The organism is Lacisediminihabitans changchengi (assembly GCF_016634425.1).
Classification (GTDB): Bacteria; Actinomycetota; Actinomycetes; order Actinomycetales; family Microbacteriaceae; genus Lacisediminihabitans; species Lacisediminihabitans changchengi.
In genome coordinates this window covers 59541-77341 of sequence record NZ_JAEPES010000004.1, presented here as the reverse complement: position 1 = coordinate 77341, position 17801 = coordinate 59541, and the positions used below count along the sequence as shown (strand labels likewise).

General features: G+C 64.9%; 20 protein-coding genes and 2 tRNA genes. 9 read left to right on the top strand and 13 right to left on the bottom strand.

The window, feature by feature from the left end; all coding sequences use genetic code 11:
* The first annotated feature begins 26 nt into the window (after positions 1 to 26).
* Positions 27 to 1298, top strand: a complete 1272-nt coding sequence (locus IV501_RS11570) for an APC family permease (protein WP_200556495.1) — start codon at positions 27 to 29, stop codon at positions 1296 to 1298.
* Positions 1299 to 1320: 22 nt separating this feature from the next.
* On the opposite strand, the gene IV501_RS11565 is transcribed toward IV501_RS11570, so the two are convergent.
* Together IV501_RS11565 and IV501_RS11560 are read right to left on the bottom strand one after the other, a co-directional pair.
* Entirely contained in the window at positions 1321 to 1584 is a 264-nt protein-coding gene (locus IV501_RS11565) for a hypothetical protein (RefSeq protein WP_200556494.1), read from the bottom strand.
* A 66-nt stretch (positions 1585 to 1650) separates the two neighbouring features.
* Positions 1651 to 1953 carry a DUF7882 family protein gene (locus IV501_RS11560; RefSeq protein ID WP_200556493.1) on the bottom strand — a complete coding sequence of 101 codons (303 nt, stop codon included), beginning with the start codon at positions 1951 to 1953 and terminating at the stop codon, positions 1651 to 1653.
* Between the two features lie 90 nt (positions 1954 to 2043).
* Here IV501_RS11560 and IV501_RS11555 point away from each other — a divergent pair, with 90 nt between their 5' ends.
* On the top strand, positions 2044 to 2298 hold the full coding sequence (locus IV501_RS11555) for a hypothetical protein (protein WP_200556492.1): 255 nt from the start codon (positions 2044 to 2046) through the stop codon (positions 2296 to 2298).
* Positions 2299 to 2316: 18 nt separating this feature from the next.
* Here IV501_RS11555 and IV501_RS11550 read toward each other — a convergent pair whose 3' ends face one another.
* Positions 2317 to 3075, bottom strand: coding sequence for an EAL domain-containing protein (locus tag IV501_RS11550; protein WP_200556491.1), 759 nt, complete (start codon positions 3073 to 3075; stop codon positions 2317 to 2319).
* 232 nt (positions 3076 to 3307) lie between these two features.
* Here IV501_RS11550 and IV501_RS11545 point away from each other — a divergent pair, with 232 nt between their 5' ends.
* Both IV501_RS11545 and IV501_RS11540 read left to right on the top strand, forming a co-directional pair.
* Positions 3308 to 4141, top strand: a complete 834-nt coding sequence (locus tag IV501_RS11545) for an alpha/beta fold hydrolase (protein WP_200556490.1) — start codon at positions 3308 to 3310, stop codon at positions 4139 to 4141.
* Positions 4138 to 5532, top strand: a complete 1395-nt coding sequence (locus tag IV501_RS11540; RefSeq protein ID WP_200556489.1) for a diguanylate cyclase domain-containing protein — start codon at positions 4138 to 4140, stop codon at positions 5530 to 5532. The genes IV501_RS11545 and IV501_RS11540 overlap by 4 nt, the downstream gene beginning before the upstream one ends.
* Positions 5533 to 5549: 17 nt before the next feature.
* Here IV501_RS11540 and IV501_RS11535 read toward each other — a convergent pair whose 3' ends face one another.
* The 4 genes from IV501_RS11535 to IV501_RS16180 form a co-directional block, all read right to left on the bottom strand.
* On the bottom strand, positions 5550 to 6434 hold the full coding sequence (locus tag IV501_RS11535; protein WP_307812263.1) for a serine/threonine-protein kinase: 885 nt from the start codon (positions 6432 to 6434) through the stop codon (positions 5550 to 5552).
* 94 nt (positions 6435 to 6528) lie between these two features.
* The gene (locus IV501_RS11530; RefSeq protein ID WP_200556488.1) at positions 6529 to 7146 is read right to left on the bottom strand and encodes an LOG family protein; all 618 of its coding nucleotides are present in this window, start codon (positions 7144 to 7146) and stop codon (positions 6529 to 6531) included.
* A 215-nt stretch (positions 7147 to 7361) separates the two neighbouring features.
* Positions 7362 to 7766, bottom strand: a complete 405-nt coding sequence (locus IV501_RS11525; RefSeq protein ID WP_307812262.1) for an FMN-binding protein — start codon at positions 7764 to 7766, stop codon at positions 7362 to 7364.
* Positions 7767 to 7792: 26 nt separating this feature from the next.
* Positions 7793 to 9196: a ferredoxin reductase family protein gene (locus IV501_RS16180; protein ID WP_234698508.1), complete on the bottom strand. Its 1404-nt coding sequence runs from the start codon at positions 9194 to 9196 to the stop codon at positions 7793 to 7795.
* A gap of 260 nt (positions 9197 to 9456) precedes the next feature.
* Between IV501_RS16180 and IV501_RS11520 the strand changes: the two genes are divergently transcribed.
* Entirely contained in the window at positions 9457 to 9618 is a 162-nt protein-coding gene (locus tag IV501_RS11520) for a YqaE/Pmp3 family membrane protein (protein ID WP_200556486.1), read from the top strand.
* A 79-nt stretch (positions 9619 to 9697) separates the two neighbouring features.
* On the opposite strand, the gene IV501_RS11515 is transcribed toward IV501_RS11520, so the two are convergent.
* The 5 genes from IV501_RS11515 to IV501_RS11495 form a co-directional block, all read right to left on the bottom strand.
* On the bottom strand, positions 9698 to 10147 hold the full coding sequence (locus IV501_RS11515; protein ID WP_200556485.1) for an arsenate reductase ArsC: 450 nt from the start codon (positions 10145 to 10147) through the stop codon (positions 9698 to 9700).
* Between the two features lie 63 nt (positions 10148 to 10210).
* Entirely contained in the window at positions 10211 to 10897 is a 687-nt protein-coding gene (locus tag IV501_RS11510) for an arsenate reductase/protein-tyrosine-phosphatase family protein (RefSeq protein ID WP_200556484.1), read from the bottom strand.
* 191 nt (positions 10898 to 11088) lie between these two features.
* Positions 11089 to 11155: transfer RNA gene (locus tag IV501_RS11505), tRNA-Lys, on the bottom strand.
* Positions 11156 to 11293: 138 nt separating this feature from the next.
* Positions 11294 to 12148 (bottom strand): hypothetical protein, encoded by an 855-nt coding sequence (locus IV501_RS11500; RefSeq protein ID WP_200556483.1) that lies wholly within the window; start codon positions 12146 to 12148, stop codon positions 11294 to 11296.
* Between the two features lie 932 nt (positions 12149 to 13080).
* Positions 13081 to 14421 carry a DNA cytosine methyltransferase gene (locus tag IV501_RS11495; protein ID WP_234698507.1) on the bottom strand — a complete coding sequence of 447 codons (1341 nt, stop codon included), beginning with the start codon at positions 14419 to 14421 and terminating at the stop codon, positions 13081 to 13083.
* A gap of 127 nt (positions 14422 to 14548) precedes the next feature.
* On the opposite strand from IV501_RS11495, the gene IV501_RS16420 reads away from it, so the two are divergent.
* Positions 14549 to 15265, top strand: a complete 717-nt coding sequence (locus IV501_RS16420) for an HNH endonuclease (RefSeq protein WP_200556482.1) — start codon at positions 14549 to 14551, stop codon at positions 15263 to 15265.
* A gap of 73 nt (positions 15266 to 15338) precedes the next feature.
* Here the strand turns inward: IV501_RS16420 and IV501_RS11485 are convergent.
* Positions 15339 to 15411 (bottom strand) — tRNA-Lys (locus IV501_RS11485).
* A 48-nt stretch (positions 15412 to 15459) separates the two neighbouring features.
* Between IV501_RS11485 and IV501_RS11480 the strand changes: the two genes are divergently transcribed.
* The 3 genes from IV501_RS11480 (at position 15460) to IV501_RS11470 (ending at position 17797) form a co-directional block, all read left to right on the top strand.
* The gene (locus tag IV501_RS11480) at positions 15460 to 16089 is read left to right on the top strand and encodes a DNA-directed RNA polymerase subunit beta (protein WP_200556481.1); all 630 of its coding nucleotides are present in this window, start codon (positions 15460 to 15462) and stop codon (positions 16087 to 16089) included.
* 266 nt (positions 16090 to 16355) lie between these two features.
* Positions 16356 to 16961: a sigma-70 family RNA polymerase sigma factor gene (locus IV501_RS11475; RefSeq protein WP_200556480.1), complete on the top strand. Its 606-nt coding sequence runs from the start codon at positions 16356 to 16358 to the stop codon at positions 16959 to 16961.
* Positions 16958 to 17797, top strand: a complete 840-nt coding sequence (locus IV501_RS11470; protein ID WP_307812261.1) for an anti-sigma factor — start codon at positions 16958 to 16960, stop codon at positions 17795 to 17797. Before IV501_RS11475 ends, IV501_RS11470 begins: the two co-directional genes overlap by 4 nt.
* Positions 17798 to 17801: the final 4 nt, after the last annotated feature.

Here is a 17801-nt window from a genome sequence, read left to right as displayed (position 1 = left end):
CACCTTCGCTGCGTAGAGTTCTCGCGGTGAGCAATACCAGCGCGCTTCAGCGCCGCCTCGGCCTCGGCGATGCGACGATCATCGGGCTGGGCTCGATGATCGGCGCAGGGGTGTTCGCCGCATTCACCCCCGCGGCGCAGGCGGCCGGCAGCGGCTTGCTGATCGGCCTCGTGGTGGCCGCCATCGTCGCATTCTGCAACGCCGCGGCATCCGCTCAGCTCGCCGCCGAGTATCCGACGTCGGGCGGCACCTACGTCTTCGGACGGATGCGGCTCGGGCCGTGGTGGGGCTTCGTCGCGGGGTGGAGCTTCGTTGTCGGCAAGACCGCGAGCTGCGCCGCGATGGCGCTCACCTTCGCCGCTTACGTGGCCCCGCCGGGATGGGAGCGCCCGGTCGGCGCGGCAGCGGTGATCGTGCTCGGCGCGGTCAACTATCGGGGCATCACTCGCACGGCACAGCTCACCCGCGTCATCGTGGTCGCGGTGCTGGTCGTGCTGGCCGTGGTCATCGCGGCGGGACTCTCCACCGGGTTGCCGCACGGCGATGTCCTCGGTGGCGGCGCTCTCGGTGCGGGGCTCGTCTCGCACGGTGCCTACGGCATCCTGCAGTCGGGCGGCCTGCTGTTCTTCGCCTTCGCCGGCTACGCCCGGATCGCGACGATGGGAGAAGAGGTGCGAGACCCCGCGCGCACCATCCCGCGCGCGATCCTGCTGGCGCTCGGCATCACCGTGCTCGTCTACGCGGTGGTCGCCGTGGTCGCGCTCGGAACCCTCGGCGCGACCGGGGTGGCGGCGACGGATGCCCCGCTCGCCGATGCTGCGGCGGCATCGGGCTGGCCGTGGGTCGGTCCGGTCGTGAGCATCGGCGGAGCGCTCGCCTCGCTCGGCGCGCTGCTCGCGCTGATCGCGGGCATCGGGCGCACGACCTTGGCGATGGCACGCGAGGCGGATCTTCCGCGCTGGTTGAGTGCGGTTCATCCGCGGTTCTCGACCCCGCACCGCGCCGAGCTGGTGCTCGCCGCGGTCGTGGTCGTGATCGTCCTACTCGCCGACCTGCGCGGGGCGATCGGGTTTTCGTCGTTCGGAGTGCTGCTGTACTACTTCGTCGCCAACGTGTCGGCGTTCACGCAGACGAGCAGGCGTTATCCGCGAGTGCTGCAGATTCTCGGAGCGGTCGGATGCATCGTGCTCGCGTTCACCCTGCCGCTCGCGTCGGTGCTGGTCGGCGCCGGCGTGGTGCTGGTCGGCTGTGGTTACCGCGTGGTTCGACTCCGGCTCACCACGGGGTCGGCCGCCTGACGAGGAGAACTCGGCCGCACTGCTACAGCGCCAGCTCGGCCCAGCTCCAGAAGTCGTCACCGAAGGCGTGATCCGCCCCCTCCTCCTCGGCGACGATCTGCTCGAAGGTCACCGGCGTCTGCTGGCTCACCAGCACTGAGACGCTCACGTGTCCGGCGATCGTCACGTCGACCAGACCAGCGCCGTGCTGCGCAGCCTCGACCACCTGCTCTTTGGCGCCGTCGACATCCTGCTCTGCGTCGAGAAAGAATTCGTTTCCGTCCACGGTCATCTTCGTGACGATCATGTGTTTACCGTCCCCTCGGTTTCGATGGACGGTACCCTCCTCGACAATCGAGGCCAAGGGCGGTTGCTAACCGCGGGCCTCCGGCTCTGGCATGAGCTGCAGCCCGGCCGTGCGGCCAGAGGAGGCGAGAAGGGCCTCGACCCAGTCGCGGTTGACCGCGGGAAGCCGTGAGCCGCCGAAGGAGAAGTGGATCGAGGTGCCGTTGTCGATCCAGATGGAATGCCGGCCGCTTCCGCGTTCCAGCGGCTGCACCCAGCTGAAGAAGAAGTTCTCCCGGCGCCGCAGCTTGGTGCTGAACACGATCTGCAGATGGGTGAGGGTGCGGTCGTCGAATTCGAACTCTCGTCCGCCATATTCGAGTGATCCCACGAGTGTCTTCCCTTGTCTCTTGCATGATGCCGTATCGAAGACGAATATAACCCGGTGCGCGCCCGGGGCCGCGCACCATAGGCTCAGGGGGTGATCGTGAACAGACTGACCGTGGATGGCAAAGACTACTTCCTGCCGGAGCCCGTCACAGAACTTCGCGCCAAGATCCTCGAGGCGGTGCGGGCCGGAGGCGGGTACGTCAACATCCCGCCGCTGCGCACGGGGCCGGGAATCGACATCCTGTTCTCCCCGGGCATGCCCGTCACCTGGACGCAGATCGACGTCGGCGGCGACACGGATGCGGCCGAGGGCTCCGACGATCTGGGATTCGACGGGGATCTTTAACTCCAGAGCCCTTCAGCTCTAGATCGCATGACCGGCGACCGCCAGCATCTGCGTGATCTCGGTCTCGGGAGCTGGGCGGCCGAGGAAGAATCCCTGGGCCCGATCGCAGCCCATGTCGCGGGCGCGAAGCAGATGGTCCACCGTCTCGATCCCCTCGGCGACGACGCGGAGTCCGTGCTCGTGGGCGATCTCGATGAGGTCGCGCATCACGGTGTCGCCGTCGTCCGTGCGGCGGTGAACGATCGACTTATCGATCTTCACCTCGTTGGCGGGGAGTCCCAGCATCTGCTCGATCGACGAGTGGCCGGTGCCGAAGTCGTCGATCGAGACGTCCACCCCCCGCGCTCGAAGAGCGGCGAGCCGGATCGCGGCATCCGCCGGATCGGCGATCGCGCGAGACTCGGTGATTTCGACCGTGATCGACTGCGGGCCGAGGGAGAGGGCGGCGAGATTCGCCGTCACCCGATCGAAGAATTCGTCCGAGGCGAGCTGAACGGCTGAGACGTTTATCGCCACCTCGACGTCATACCCGTCGCGGCGCCAGGCAGCGGCGCAGCGGCATCCGTCGTCGAGCATGAAGCCGCCGATGTCGTTGATCGTGCCGTTGGCTTCGGCATCGGGGATGAAGCTCTCCGGGGTGAGGAGGCCAAGAGTGGGATGCCGCCAGCGGCTGAGCGCCTCGACCCCGACGATCTCGCCGGTCTCCAGGTCTATCTGGGGCTGGTAGTACGCGACGATCTCGGAACGGCGCACGGCGTCTTGCAGTTCGAAACTCACGCGTGTCCGCTTCTGTCGAGATGGGATCGGGTTGCCCTCAGCGTCCCGGCGTCCGCATCCATTGTCAACGGGGGTGGAGTTCTCGAGAAAATGCGCCTACCATGCGCCCGCCCGCTGGGCAATCCCCCTCGCCCGCATTGCTCCCGGGGTGAGGGCAAGTTAACATTTCGACGACGCCATCTACCGGTGCCCCGCAGATCGCGTAGGCCGAGCGCAACAGTCGGAGACCAGAATGACCTCGCCCGCCCTCGGCCAAACCGCGGCCCCCGCGCGATCCGTAATCCAGCGCAACAACGTGGCGGTGTCGGGCGACCCGGCCGGTCGGCCGATTGTCTTCGCTCACGGGTTCGGGTGCAGCCAAGAGGTCTGGCGCAACGTCGTCCCCGCGTTCGCGGAAGACCACCTGATCGTGCTGTTCGACCACGTCGGAGCGGGCGGGTCCGATCTCAGTGCCTACGATCCCGGCAAGTACGACTCTCTTCACGGCTACGCGGATGACCTCAACGAGATCCTCGACGAGCTCAACCTCCACGACGTCGTCTACGTGGGGCATTCGGTGAGCTCGATGGTCGGCGTGCTGGCAGCCAACCGGGATCCGTCTCGCTTCGGCGCTCTGGTGCTGGTCGCTCCATCCCCGCGCTACGTGAACGATGGCGACTACGTCGGCGGCTTCGAGCAGGAGGACATCGATTCCCTGCTCGACACCCTCGACTCCAACTACCTGGGCTGGTCATCGGCGGTCGCGCCGATGATGACGGGTAATCATGATCGCCCGGAAATCGGGCAACAGCTCACCGACAACTTCTGCAGCACCGACCCGACGATCGCGCGACACTTCGCGCGGGTCACCTTCCTCTCCGACAATCGCCGCGACCTCGCCAGCGTCACCGTGCCGACGCTGGTGCTGCAGTCCACCGACGATGTCATCGCGCCGCTCGAGGTGGGGTCGTACGTGGCTGACGCCATCCCGGGGAGCCGGCTGGTCGTCATGGCAACCACCGGTCACTGCCCCAACCTCTCCGATCCGGTGGGGCTCGCGGCCGAGATCCGGGCCTACCTGGGATGACCGCACACGACCCCTTCGACCGGGCCGCCTGCGCACTGATCACCGCCTCCGTCGATGGGGTGATCGAGCGGGTCAACCAGACCTTCCTGCAGTGGACCGGGTACGAGGCGGATGCCGTGGTCGGCGAGAACTTCACCGACCTGTTGGTGCCGGGCAGCCAGTTGTTCTACGAGACCCGGCACCTGCCGGTGCTGCGACTAGCAGGAGAGCTGCGCGAGGTGGCGCTCTCGCTACGCCGCGCCGATGGCACGGAACTGCCCGTGCTGCTCAACTCCCGGCTGACCATCGGCGACGAGGGGGAGGGCGGCGAGATGGCACTCGCGATCTTCGATGCCACCGCTCGCCAGAACTACGAGCGTGATCTTCTCAGCGCACGGCGCGAGGCCGAGGCGTCGGAGGCCAGGGTGCGCGTGCTCCAGCTGGCGTCGAGCGCGTTCGGCGCCGCGACCAGCGAAGCCGAGCTGGCCGAAGCCATCGTGACCAGCCTGCGCGACGCCGTCGCCGCGCCGTTCGTTGCGGTGATGCTGGTGACCACAGAGGGGGAGACCGTTCTCGCGGCGGGGGAGCACCCGCTGCAGGAGTTCACCTTCTCGCCCTCCGCGGCGCCGGAGCTCGAAGTCATCCGTGGCGCGGGCGTCATGAGCGCGTCATCCGTCGACGAGGTGGAGCCGGTGTATCCGGCGCTCGCCGCGGCCATGGTCGAGGCGCGGATCGAGGCCTTTACGATCGTTCCGCTCTATTCGGCGGGCGGCCCGGTCGGAGCGTTGCTGAGCTTCTTCCAGCGTCGGCGCGAGTTCGATCAGCAGGAGATGGAGTTGCAGATCGCCCTCGCGCGACAGGCGGCCCCGGTCTTGGCGCGCATCCGCTTGACGGCCGAGCTCGAGGCCCTCGCGTTACACGACCAGCTCACCGGGCTGGCCAACCGTGCTCTGTTGCGGGAGCACCTGAACGGTGCACTCGCCGGTGCCGGGCGCCGCGGACATCCGCTCGCCCTCATCTTTCTCGATCTCGACGGTTTCAAATCGGTCAACGACACCCTCGGCCACAGTGCGGGCGACGCGCTGCTGCGCCTGGTGGCCAAGCGCATCCGAGAAGTGGTGCGGGTGGGCGACATGGTCGGGCGCTTCGGCGGCGACGAATTCATCGTGATCTGCGAAGACGCCGGGGCAGACGCGGCGCGACTCATCGGCGAGCGGATCGCTGCGGCGGTGCGCGAGCCGTCGGAGATTCTCCCCTCGGGGTTCTCGATCAGCGCGAGCACCGGTATCTCCCTCTACGCGCCGGGTGCCGAACCCGGCCCGACCCCCGAGGCGCTGTTCATCGCCGCAGACCGCGCGATGTACCGATCGAAGGATGCCGGCCGCGACCGCATCACGATGGTCGAGGTCTGACGGCAAAGGCCGCCTACTCAGCCCTCGTTCTTGCGGCTCTTTTTATGTCGCGCCGATCGCAGCTCGCGTCGCGCAGCGGTGGCAACCTCCGCCGCCGTCGGGCGTGCAGCGGGGTCTTGCTCGGTCATCGCATGCACCAGGTCGCTCCACGAACCGGGGAGGGCATCGACCAGCGGCGGTTCGTGGCCGACGCGCGCCGTGGCGGACTGCAGAGCATCGCCCGGGAAGGCGATGCGCCGGGTGAAGCATTCAAGCAACACCAGGCCGAGCGAGTAGATGTCGACCGCGCTCGTCATCGTCTCTCTTCGTACCTGCTCGGGGCTCAGGTATGCGGCGGTGCCCGTGGTGGTGCCGTCGCTCTCCGGAACCGTCGACGAGTCGATGGCGATACCGAAGTCGGTCAAGCGTGCCCGCGGGCGCGAGAATGTGGTGCCGTAGTCGACCATCATGATGTTCGACGGGGTGATGTCGCGATGGATCACCCCCCGGGCGTGCACGTATTCCAGTGCCTCGGCGACCTCGAACACCATTTCGCCGATGCGGCGTGGCGAGAGCTCGCGCGCGGCAAGGATCGACCGGAGGGTCTCGCCGCGCACGAGTTCCATCACGATGAACGGTCGCGGGTCAGTCGGCGTCGAGTCGTCGACGCCGGCATCGAGGATGGTGACCACCCCGTGGTGGCTCAGCTCGGCGAGAACGCGCAGCTCGTCATGGAACTGCACAGTCTCTGAGGCGCCGCCGGCGGCGAACAATTTGATGGCGACATCCCGACCCAGGTGGGTGTCGTGCCCGCGGTACACGAGGGAGCTTCCGCCTTTCGCCAGGAGGCCCAGGGGGCGGTAGCGGCCGAGCAGCAGCGGCGCGTCGCGCACCTCGCTCGGGACGGTCTCGGTGTGGGTCACCCTGCGACTTTACCGGGGCGGCGAAACGGGCCGTGGGGATTGACAGCGCGCACGGAAGCCCCGCAGCCACGTTCGCGACCTGGGAGTGCTGCGATCAGGGCAGCACAGTCTGGCTGAGCTCGGCGCCAGGTGACATCGCGAGCCTGGTCGGCGGCTCATAGCTCAGGAAACCATCGACCAGCGCGTCGAGGTCCGCATCGAAGTGCACCATGTCGGTGTACCGCGGATGGGTGAAGCCGTTGTCGCGCATGGCGGCCACCATGGCGATCATCGGGTCGTAGTACCCGGCCACGTTGAGAAAGCCACACGGCTTCTCGTGGATGCCCAACTGCGCCCAGGTCCACTGTTCGGTGATCTCCTCGAGCGTTCCCGGGCCCCCGGGGAGGGCCAGAAACGCGTCAGAGCGCTCGGCCATGACCGACTTGCGCTCGTGCATCGTCTCGACGACGATGAGCTCGCTAACCTGGCCGTTGCTCTCCTCGCGCTGCTGCAGAGAGTAAGGGATGACGCCGGTCACCGTTCCGCCCGCAGCCATCGCGGCGTCTGCCACTGCCCCCATTAACCCGACGTGCCCGCCGCCGTAGACGATGCCGATCCCGCGTTCGGCCAGCCGCCGTCCGACGGAGACCGCGGCCTCGATGAACACCGGGCTGTTGCCCGGGCTGGAGCCGCAGAAGACGGCGACGGTGAAGGAGCGAGAGGGGATGGTCATACGGAGCCTCCTGGTTCCCCGATGCACTCGGCACCGGCTCGACCGATCTTTGGCGCTGGGCCGCAGGGTCTTCGCCACTCTAAGTCGCCTCTGTTTCGTGCGGATTTCCCATCGCATCGTCGTGGCTTAGTCGCGAGGCCGAGATCCACGATCCCGGTGGCAGCCCGCTCGCCCTCACGATTACGAAGATCGCCGGTCGACCCTGACCGAGTCGATCAGAGCCCGGCTTTGTCGAGCGCTGACTGCACCGAAGAGAGGTAGCCCCGGGCGGTGTAGGTGGCGCCGCTGACCGAACTGACCTTTGCCGACTGGGCCTTGATGACCTCGGCGCGCAGAATCGGCGCTGCCCTATTGCTGATCTGTACCGAACGGCCGCCCTGATCGGTGAGTTTGGTGGCGACGACGTCGGTGATCTTCCCGGCGACGACGACGATCTTGACCTGCACGGTCCCGTAGCGGGTGGACTCCGTTGCGCCGTCGAATGTGCCCGAGACCGACGCTGCGCCAGACGGCGAGGTGGAGTTGCCCGGCGTCGATGTGGTGCTCGTGGGGGCAGTCGTCTTCCCTTCGAGGGTGCCTCCCACGAGCCAGGCGACGGCGATAACCGTCGCGGAACCCACGACGCCCACGATCGTTGCGCGCGCCCTCACCAATCGAAACGCTCCGCGTGAATCTGGTGGTGCGGAAGACCCGACGCCTGGGCATCTGCTTCGATCAGCGTGAGCCACGCGGTCGGGCCGCACAGGTAGAGATCGCTCCGGGTCAGATCGGGGAAGATGTTCTGCAGGGTGGCGCCGCGCTCGGCGGCCTTCTCGGTCATCCATCCTGGTCCGCTGGTGCTGCGCGGGCCGATCATTTTCGTGACGGTGATGCCCTTGTCCCGCGCCAGCTCGTCGATCTCGCCCCAGAGGAAGGTGTCATTGGGGGTGGATGCGCGCAGCAGGACTGATGCTTCGCCGGGCAGCAGCCGTGAATCTTGGAGGAGTGCGCGCACCGGCGTGATGCCGATACCGGCGACCACGATCGCGAGTTTCTTTGCTGTGCGGCCAGCATCGGTGAATACGCCGTACGGACCTTCGAACCACACCCGGGTGCCCGCTCTCACCGCGCTGATGCTGCGGCTGCCTTCCCCTAGATCGCGCACGGTAATACGTAGTTCGGTGTCTGTCGGGGCGGCAGAGAGCGAAATGGGATGGGAGTGCCACCAGGTTCCCGGCGTCCAAAACCGCCAGACCAGAAACTGCCCGCCCGCCGCGCGCAGCGAATGAAGTCGACGGCCGCGCAGATAGATCGACACCACCCCCGGCGCCTCGATGACCACACGATCGACACGGAGGTTGTGGCGGATGCTCGACAGCAGTGGCTCGAGGAAGCGATGGGTGAATATGGCTCCGAACGCGAGCAGATAGAGCACGAGCCAATATGCTCGCTCGAAACTCAACGGAAGGAATACGCTGCCGATGCTCAGCTGGTGCGGGATAGAGACGAGCACCGCGGCGTAGCTCACCAGGTGAATCAGATGCCAGGTCTCATAGCTGAACCGGTGTCGAATGCTCGCGAGCGAGCTTCCCACCACGATCGTCAGAAGGATGATTCCCACCAGCGCCAGCCACATGTCTGGTATCGCGAACAGCGGCGCGATCTCCGCGATCGGGTTGAGGCCCGAAGCGAAGGCGTACCCGATGAGAAGCAACAAGGCGTGGCCGATCAACAGTAGGAAGGCGGGCTTGCCCAGGGCTCGATGCACCGCGATGGCACGGTCGTGGCCGATCGCCCGGTCGATGACCGGGATCCGCGCGGCGAAGATCAGCATCGCGAGCACGAAGTTCGTGCCGACCAGGCCGGCCATGATTCCAAGGCTCGTCACAGCATCCGAAGCCGACCCGAAACGAGCCGTCCCGCCGGAGACGAGGAACAGCCCCACCGAGATGGCGGACGACACCCACAGAGTGATGGCGATGAGGTCGCCGACCCGGGCGCGGGAACGATAGTGGGCCTCGTGTCTGGCAGACGGAGTCGAGAGTCGCGACTGCGTTGCGGTGCCGGTCATCCACTCGCCCCCTCGTCTTTCGCTCAGTGTGCCGCTTGGTGGCTCACTCGATGGGACCTAAGGCCTGCGCCAACGTGCGGTCCCCCCATCCGAGCGCAGAGTCGCTGCCGAAGCAGAATCATCGACGGTGATTCACACCGGCGGAGTATGAAACCAAAAGCGTGACGTTTTCGGGGCGATCTGCGTCTCAGTAGCAGTGAAGCGCCGTCACCGGCGGTGCGGGTGCCAGTTGGAGCCCATCGAAGAGAAAGTGAACGACAATGAAAAATGTCCTGCTCATCATCTTGTGTTTCTTCCTGCCATTCCTTGCGGTACTACTCAAAGAGGGCCTGACGATCCGAGTGCTGTGGGCCTTCCTGCTCCAACTGCTCGCTCACATCCCCGGCGTCATTTACGGCATCTGGCGGGTTACCCGCAACTAGTGCGACGACATGGAGCCGCGTACACAGCGGTCCACGGAGAGTCATCCCCGCAGCTCGTCACCGGCGATGGCCACGAATGTCAACGCTGCGAGCTTGCCGGCGTCAAAGTTGTCCCAGGTCGGTGGTTCGCGGGGAGCAGCTCGGCGAGGAGTGCTTCCACTCGAGCCTTGATGTCGTCACGGATCGGACGAACTTCGTCGATGCTTTTGCCCGCGGGGTCGACCAGCTCCCAGTCTTCGTAGCGCTTGCCCGGGAAGATCGGGCAGACGTCGCCGCATCCCATGGTGATGACGACATCCGAGTCCTTGACCTGCTCTGTCGTCATGAGCTGTGGAACACCCTGGGAGATGTCGATGCCCTCTTCGGCCATTGCCTGGATGGCCATCGGGTTGATCTGGTTGCCGGGCTCAGACCCGCCCGAGCGGACCTCGACGGCACCCCCTGACAGCGCGGTCATGTAGCCGGCGGCCATCTGTGAGCGGCCGGCGTTGTGAATGCAGACGAAGAGAACGGTGGGCTTGTCAGACATGTGCGTGCTTTCTCGTTTCAGATGGTGCGGGGGTGGCGCGAGTGGTGTGCGACGTCATTGCCGTTATCCGATCCGGTTGAGCGGAGTGAGAAGGGGGGCGAGATCAGTGACGCGCTTGGACAGCTCGTCGAACGCCGCATCGAATGCATCGACGCTGCCGGCCCTGACGGGGTCGGGTACCGACCAGTGCAGGTCGCCGACGCTATCGAGTTCCTCGTGGGCGTTGTCGCACACGGTGATGACAAAATCGTGGGCCGCGATAACGTCATCCAGTTGCCGCGGACTCGCGGCAGTAAGGGTCATCCCGTGCCGGTCTGCGGTGTCGATAGCGCCGGGCGCGATATGTGCGGCCGGATGGGTTCCGGCGGATGCTGTAGGAATCGTGCTCGCCTGACTCCAGAGCGCCGCAGCAAGCTGTGACCGAGCGGAGTTGGCGGTACAGACGAAAACCACGCGACTCACCGCTCGCGGTCGACCGACGTGGATGCCGTCGAGAGTCGCGCGCACCAGGTGTACATAATTGCGCCTCTGATCGGCCTCAGACCGAGTGCGGATGACCATGCCCTCCGCCTCGAGCACCTTCAGGTGGTGCGCGACGAGATTCGATGGGAGCTCGAGCACGTGCCGGAGTTCGCTCGGTGTCTGGTCGCCGAACAAGAGCAGGTCAACGATCGACAGGCGCGTCGGGTCTGATAGCGCTGCGTGCTTGGCCGCGCGGCGCTGGAGTTCTGCAATCCACTCAGCATTCATTGAGTCAATGATCACTGACTAAAGTACGAGCGTCAAGCTAGCTGCGCCATCCTCGCCGACGCGACATTCGCCCTTCCCGCCGTGACCATCAGCACACACGATCGACTCACTGTGTGGGCAAGCGCCATACCCCTGGCCCAACGGGCGGGGCGTAGAGCTCCACATCCCCACAATTGCAGTGATTCTTAGGGTGGGCCCCGTCGGGCTCGAACCGACGACCCACGGATTAAAAGCCCGCGCGCATACCTTCTCTTACGTGAACCACGCTGAACCGACCTCGCCCGCTTTACCCCGCCGTGGCCCGCAATTCCGGCGTTTTCTGAGGAAGAGTGGGGGCAGAGTCGGTTCGCCCCGGATCACCCCAGCGGAGCGCGGTCGGACGGGTTTTCGCCGGGTTTAGGCGGAGCGGGCCACGAGCCCTGACGCGAACCATTGGACGAGCGACACTGCCATCATCACGGCGGCTTCCGCGTCGCGTCGGGTCGTCGGCACATAGTCGGACTGTCCAGCATGCCTGTCGTTCTGTCCGGTCCAAAGTGCCTGAGCAGTCCCAAGCACGACACTCGCGCTCGTCTGCGTCGGGTGCTCACGAACCAGAGCGAGGGACCAATCTCCATCCGCGCGCATCTGGCCCACTACGGTGCCAAGCGACGCGAGCTTATGGTTCGGGCTTACGAGAGGGATCGCCACAGCCTCCACAGCCTTGATCGACTTTGCATAGCCCTTCTCGTAATCGGGTTCCAGACCAAAGACGGCGTGCCACGCTTGCGAGAGCAGATCGCCAGCATGCCCCGGAGTATCAATCACATGTTCCGCAGCTTCCTGCACTCCTATGGGAACGCGACGCTCTAGCCCAGCCAACCCTTCCCGTGTTCCGACAGACCAAGCAGAGTTCCCGCTGACGAGGAGGGCCTCAAGGGACGTTAGATGGTGGGTTCCGGAGCCAAACTTCTCTGCAATGGTCGCGACCACAAAGTCGATGAAGTCCAGCTCTTCCTTCTCCGTGAGCAGCGCTCGGATGGTAGAAGGCTCATAGGGGGAAAAGGATCCCGAGAGCGGGATCGTCCGCTGCATTCGAGCGTCGTATTGAACGATCATGGGCGTCGGCCAGGTCATCATCTCGCCGTGGCCCGGCTTGAGTACGTCCTTGTACCAAGCGTCTAACGAGGGCCGCATCCACTGCGGAATTCCATCTACGAGCGTCGCGAACCGGGACAAGTCTGTTTCTGCCGGAAGCCAATTTGTTGTCATTTGCTCAGGGTAACGAGCACCTCCGACAATGCTGCCCGTGGCCGGGCTGGCCGCTCTCGGACGACCCGAGCGTGGGGCGCCACACGGGAGCGGCTCACGTGCCGACGACGCACGCGACCATCTGCTCCGAGGACTACTCCTTGATCTTGATGCCGGGCCGGATGTAATCCGGCAGCGGCTGGTCGAACAGTCCTCCGAGGCTGACGTCCCCGGGAGTGGTGCGATTTCCAGCTCAGGAAGAGACCAAGAAGCAACGCACATCCACGGTCAAGCGGGAGGCAGAACGGTTCGCCCTGAAGGTGGAGAACGAGCTAGCCGAGGGCAACAGCACGGACGCACTCCTGAAGAACCCGAAGACAGTCCGCGACATCGAGGCGAGCCTGCTCGTCAGCGCTCCAGGTTTGAAGCTGCGTGCACCAATCTCGGCTATCGGGCGATACACGACAACCGCATCCTCCCAGTGTTTGGGTCTCGGCGCGCGTCAACGCGAAGTGGGTCGTCAGGACTCCGAATTTGAAACGCTCCAAACGCGACGTCCCGCTGGGGGACGCAATGCTCATCGCAGAACTCCGCTGATATCGGATGCCGCATCCCCGCAGCCGCGACAGTTAAGCGCTTCTCTGGCTCGGGCGAAAAGTCGGGGGAGTAGCCAAGATCAACTACGACCGCGTTCTGGACGTGGGCAGTTTTCGCCGCAACTACTTCCGTCCAACGCTGTGGGCGCTCGGCTTGCAGGAGATGCGCGTGCACGACGTGCGGCACACGGCAGCGTCCTTGTGGCTGGTTGCCGTACAAGGTGAGCCGCTGGCTAGGTCACACCAGCATCACGACCACCGACACGATCTACGCCCACCTCTACCCGAGCGACTACTCCGAACACGTTGTGAAGTTTGCTGCCTTCGCCAGTGGTGGTGATAACCACTCCAGTGCCGTTAGCTGACCCGCCCACGGTGCTCCGCAATATAGGCATGGCGCCGATGCTCAGCCTGACCCGTGAACCCCTTGAACTCCCCGAGTCGATAAGACGTACCCTTCGTGTCATTCAGAACCTCAACTTCGAAGTCTTGCGCCAGAACGGCCAGACGGCGCTCGACTGACGCCTGACTGAATTCGTTCAAGGCCGAGATCAACTGAGACATCGGAACAAAGCCCTCGGCATCCGAGAGTGCACGATAGATCGGGTCGTGGACGTCTGCGCTTAGCTCGGGTACCTCGTGAGGCATGCCCTCGTGCAGAAGCGCCGAACGGATAGAACGCCCTACGGCCTCGGCGACCGGCGGCGGGAAAGCATTTCCAATCTGGCGATACTGCGCGGTCTTGCGACCGGCAAATGCCCACTCGGATTCGCTATTCCAGCCCTGGAGCCGAGCGACCATCTGGATCGTGAGCTTCGGTGGGGTAACTGACGGGTGCGGTGCGTCTGGGCCGGGTGCGCTGTCAGCGATACCTTTCCCGTCTACGCCCAGCTTCGCCCACCCGGCCTTTGCTCTGGTAGGGCCGAGATCGGCGCCTCCGTGCTTCTTGCTTCCGCCAACGAGGGTGGGACCAATCCCGTTGGCGAGTTCGACCCACGCATCAACGTGAGGCCAGCCGTTTGCGGCCATTAGATCGCGCAGAAGGGTTCCAACCGTGACCTCCGACGGGCTTGGCTCGGGCCAGCGGAAGTACGCCGCGTCCTCGGGCTGCATGGCGACAAGAACGAACCGAGGGCGAAGCTGCGGGACGCCGTGGTCGGAAGAATTCAGGAGCCTCCAGTCGGCCGAGTATCCAAATTCCGCCAAGCGATCCAGCACCCGTTGGCGATAGCCCGCAAATCTGTTTGTTCCGAGGCCGCGAACATTTTCCAAGAGCACGGCGCGGGGCCGCATGACGCCCACTTGTTCGACGGCCCACGCGAAAAGATCGCGCTCGTCAGACGAACCTAGCTGCTTTCCGGCGATGGAGAATGGTGGGCACGGAACGCCACCAGCAAGCAGATCTATCCCGGCGTAGTCAGCAGGGTTCCAAAGTTCAAGGTCCGCGACATCGCCTTCGGCGACTTTCCAGGTGGTGTTCGCGCGCAAGGTGGCGGCTGCGAAAGGATCAAGCTCAACAGCTAATGAATGTCCGAAGCCAGCCCGATGAAGCCCTAACGATTGGCCTCCGGCTCCGGCACAGATCTCGACTACTTGGAGGGGGCTAACGCTGTCAAACATGGAGGTAAGGCTACCGCTCGGCGCCGACATCGCAGTCCAGGACTCGCCGATGAACTTGTGCCGAACGTTGCCGATCAACGCGCCAGCCAAAGAATTTATTTGCGTCGGCCCTTGACACGAGATGCGTCGGCTCGACATTCTGGACACGTTGCGCGGATCGCGTGGCGAAAAAACCTCAGGCGAAAGCCGAAGAAGTGGAGCACCAGTGAGTCAAACCCAGGGTGAGAAGCCCGTCGTTCGCCAGTCCTCAGTTGTCCGTGTAGCGGCCTATGTAGCGAGCGTCGGGGAAGGCAACAAGTTCAAGAAGCTCGATCTCTTTAAGGCGGTGGAGGGCGTTGCGCAGGCCGATCGTCGGATGCGCGATCTTCGCACTATGGGCTGGAAGATCGACAACTACAAAATGAACCCCAGTTTGCTGCCGGACGAGTATCTGATTCGGGCCATCGGCACGCGGGTGGATCTGGGTGCTAAGGCTCCGGTTAGTCGGAAGAGCATCAGCGGTCCGAAGCGTCGTCGCATTATCGAGCGCGATGGCCATGCTTGCCAAGTCTGCGGATCCGCGGCGGGCGCTGAGTTCGCGGATGCCGCAGGACGCTTCGCGATGCTCAGCATCGGGCACATCATTCCAGTCGCGCGTGGTGGAGGCGACGAGGATGACAACCTCCGTGCCGAATGCCAGCGGTGCAACGACGAGTCGCGCGACGTCTCCATCGATCCCCCGACGGCCGCTCAGGTCATCACCGAAGCTTCCAACGCCGGGGGCATTAAAGAGAAGCGCGTCCTCTACAACTGGATGGCCGCAGGTCGGCGTTCGGTGGACGACAAGGAGCGCATCTTCAACATGTGGGCGCGCCTGCCTGAGGCGCAGCGACGCGAAGCAATGGCCGCTCTCGCCGAACAGGTGATCAAGCTCTCGAACTAATCGATCGCCGGGTTCTGGACGGGATTCCTACCACCGCAACTGGCAGGAATCCCGCCGATCCCAATGATTGCGGTGGGCCCCGTCGGGCTCGAACCGACGACCCACGGATTAAAAGTCCGATGCTCTACCAACTGAGCTAGAGGCCCGCGGATACAAATGTAGCAGCGCGCGCGACCGACGTAGGCTGGTGGGCGATGACTGACGAGTTCCATAAGCCGACGCAGTATTCCGGCGACAAGTTCGACACCTTCGTGGGCGGCGAAGATCCGGCCCAGATCAGCAGGGTCGCGCACGAGACCGCGCTCGCCCTGCTCAGCAGGGTGCGCGACAACCCGGAGTCAGAGATCGTCGAACGCCTGGTCGCGTTCACCGATCAGCACGGCATCGATGCGGTCGCCGAGCTGTGGTCCCGGGCAAATCCGCGCAGCCTGCCGGGCGCGCTCTGGCGCATCTACCTGGTGCGGGCGTTGGTGCGACAGGACCCGACCGGCACGAGCTTCTTGTACCAGCGCGGGGTGGAGGTCGCGACATCCATCGATCCGGTCGTCGCCGGCGCAACCGCACCCACCGGACCCGACGAGATCACCACGCTCGCCGATCAGATCTTGCGCGGGCTCTTCCAGGGCGACTTCGCGGTCGCGCTCGATCGAGCCGCAGCCTTCTGCCGCATCATGTCGCTCGGGTGCACCAGCGTCGCGGATGATTCGGACTCCACCTCCCCAGAACGTGCGAGTGAACTCACCACCCGTGCCCTTCGCTTCTCCACCACCGCGAACGAGTTCGTCGCCTGCGCTCGCCTGTGGCGAACTGATTCGCTCGACTAGCCTCCTCGCGTACAATAGTCAACGGTCCGCAAGGGCCACCGCCGGGCCGCAGTAACCCCGGGCTCCACTATTAGCCGCTTCGAGCGGCCATGCGCCGAGAGGCGTTCTGCGGCTCGGCATCCCCTCCCCGGAGCGGCATTCCGGCAGACCAATCTGTTTGCGAACGGGTAACGAACCCTCACCGTGACCAACGAATGCGGGAACCCGGAGCACGCAGTTCTTCGGCTAAGTTGCGTCTTTCGGCACGGAAGTGCGGAGAGTGCGACATGCTAGAACTCGTGCCCCGAGAGACCGACAGCAGCAAAGACTATGAGTCCACGCAGCTTCCGCCGTCCAAAGAGGAACTTCTGGGCCGTATAGCCCAGGGGGACCAGAAAGCGTTCGCCGCGCTCTATGACGAAATCTCCCCGAGAGTCTTCGGTCTGATTCGTCGTCTGCTGGTCGACCACTCGCAGTCCGAGGAGGTCACCCAGGAGGTTTTTCTGGAGATCTGGCAGAACGCAACCAGGTACGAACCGACCAAAGGTGGTGCGTCGACGTGGATTCTCACCATGGCTCACCGCCGAGCCGTGGACAGGATCCGTTCCTCCCAGGCCGGACGAGATCGGGACCTCAAGATCGGGGTTCGGGATTTCGTCGCCGAGTACGACAACGTGTCGGACGCGGTGGAGATCACCATCGAGCACGAAAGGGTGAAGGTAGCGATGGCACAGTTGACGGAATTGCAGCGCCAGGCCGTCACCCTGGCGTACTACGGCGGATTCAGTCACAGCGAGGTGTCCGCCATGCTCAAGGTGCCGATCGGCACCGTGAAAACCCGACTACGCGACGGCATGATCCGTCTGCGCGATGAACTTGGGGTGGCATCGTGACCGAACACGACGACCTTCACCTGTTGGCCGGTGCCTATGCGCTCGGCGCGCTCGATGAAACCGAGCGTGAAGAATTCGAGAAATACCTGGCTACGTCGGAGGAGGCGAGAGCTGAATTGGCTGCTTTCACCGACACCGCCGTCATGCTCGGTATGTCCACCACCCCGGTCACCCCGCCGCCGTCGCTCAAGGGCGACATCATGGCGCGCATCGCCGTAACCCCGCAGCTTCCGTCGCTCGAACCCGGGCAGACGAATGCGCCGAAGGCGGATGCTGCTCCCACGAACGTGACGTCCATGTTCGCGGAGCGGGCCATTCGCTCAGTCTCCGCAGAGACCGTGGCACCGGCGGAACGCAAGGCTGCACGCCGCTGGTACTCCCGGCCCAGCACCATCCTGGTTGCCGCCGCGGCGGCCGCGGCGATCTTCGTCGGGGGCACCGCGCTCGGTACCTCGATGAACACGCCCACCCAGCAGGTCGAGCCCCAGGCCGTCGGTCTCACGGAGATCTCCGCTGCCGCAGATGCACAGCGCGCCGAAGCTGCGGTCGCCGGTGGTGGCAACGCCACGGTCATCTGGTCAGCCCAACTCGCACGCTCCGCGGTCGTCGTCTCCGACCTGCCCGCGCTGCCGTCCGATAAGACCTACGAGCTCTGGTACATCGACGGTGCTCACATCACTCCGGCCGGCACCTTCACCGCCGCAGAGAACGGCAAGACGGTTCGGGTGCTCGACGGCAAGATGTCGAGCGGCGACACGATCGGCATCACCGTGGAGCCCGCCGGCGGATCGAAGAAGCCGACCACCGAACCGGTGGCATCGATCCCGACGGCCTGACACA

Excerpts from the sequence above, each read along its gene's own strand:
- IV501_RS11565 (WP_200556494.1), bottom strand. The coding sequence starts at position 1,584 with ATGATCGTCACGAAGATGACCGTGGACGGAAACGAATTCTTTCTCGAC.
- IV501_RS11545 (WP_200556490.1), top strand. The coding sequence starts at position 3,308 with ATGACCTCGCCCGCCCTCGGCCAAACCGCGGCCCCCGCGCGATCCGTA.
- IV501_RS11540 (WP_200556489.1), top strand. The coding sequence starts at position 4,138 with ATGACCGCACACGACCCCTTCGACCGGGCCGCCTGCGCACTGATCACC.
- IV501_RS11530 (WP_200556488.1), bottom strand. The coding sequence starts at position 7,146 with ATGACCATCCCCTCTCGCTCCTTCACCGTCGCCGTCTTCTGCGGCTCC.
- IV501_RS16180 (WP_234698508.1), bottom strand. The coding sequence starts at position 9,196 with ATGACCGGCACCGCAACGCAGTCGCGACTCTCGACTCCGTCTGCCAGA.
- IV501_RS11520 (WP_200556486.1), top strand. The coding sequence starts at position 9,457 with ATGAAAAATGTCCTGCTCATCATCTTGTGTTTCTTCCTGCCATTCCTT.
- IV501_RS11515 (WP_200556485.1), bottom strand. The coding sequence starts at position 10,147 with ATGTCTGACAAGCCCACCGTTCTCTTCGTCTGCATTCACAACGCCGGC.
- IV501_RS11510 (WP_200556484.1), bottom strand. The coding sequence starts at position 10,897 with ATGAATGCTGAGTGGATTGCAGAACTCCAGCGCCGCGCGGCCAAGCAC.
- IV501_RS11500 (WP_200556483.1), bottom strand. The coding sequence starts at position 12,148 with ATGACAACAAATTGGCTTCCGGCAGAAACAGACTTGTCCCGGTTCGCG.
- IV501_RS11480 (WP_200556481.1), top strand. The coding sequence starts at position 15,460 with ATGACTGACGAGTTCCATAAGCCGACGCAGTATTCCGGCGACAAGTTC.
- IV501_RS11475 (WP_200556480.1), top strand. The coding sequence starts at position 16,356 with ATGCTAGAACTCGTGCCCCGAGAGACCGACAGCAGCAAAGACTATGAG.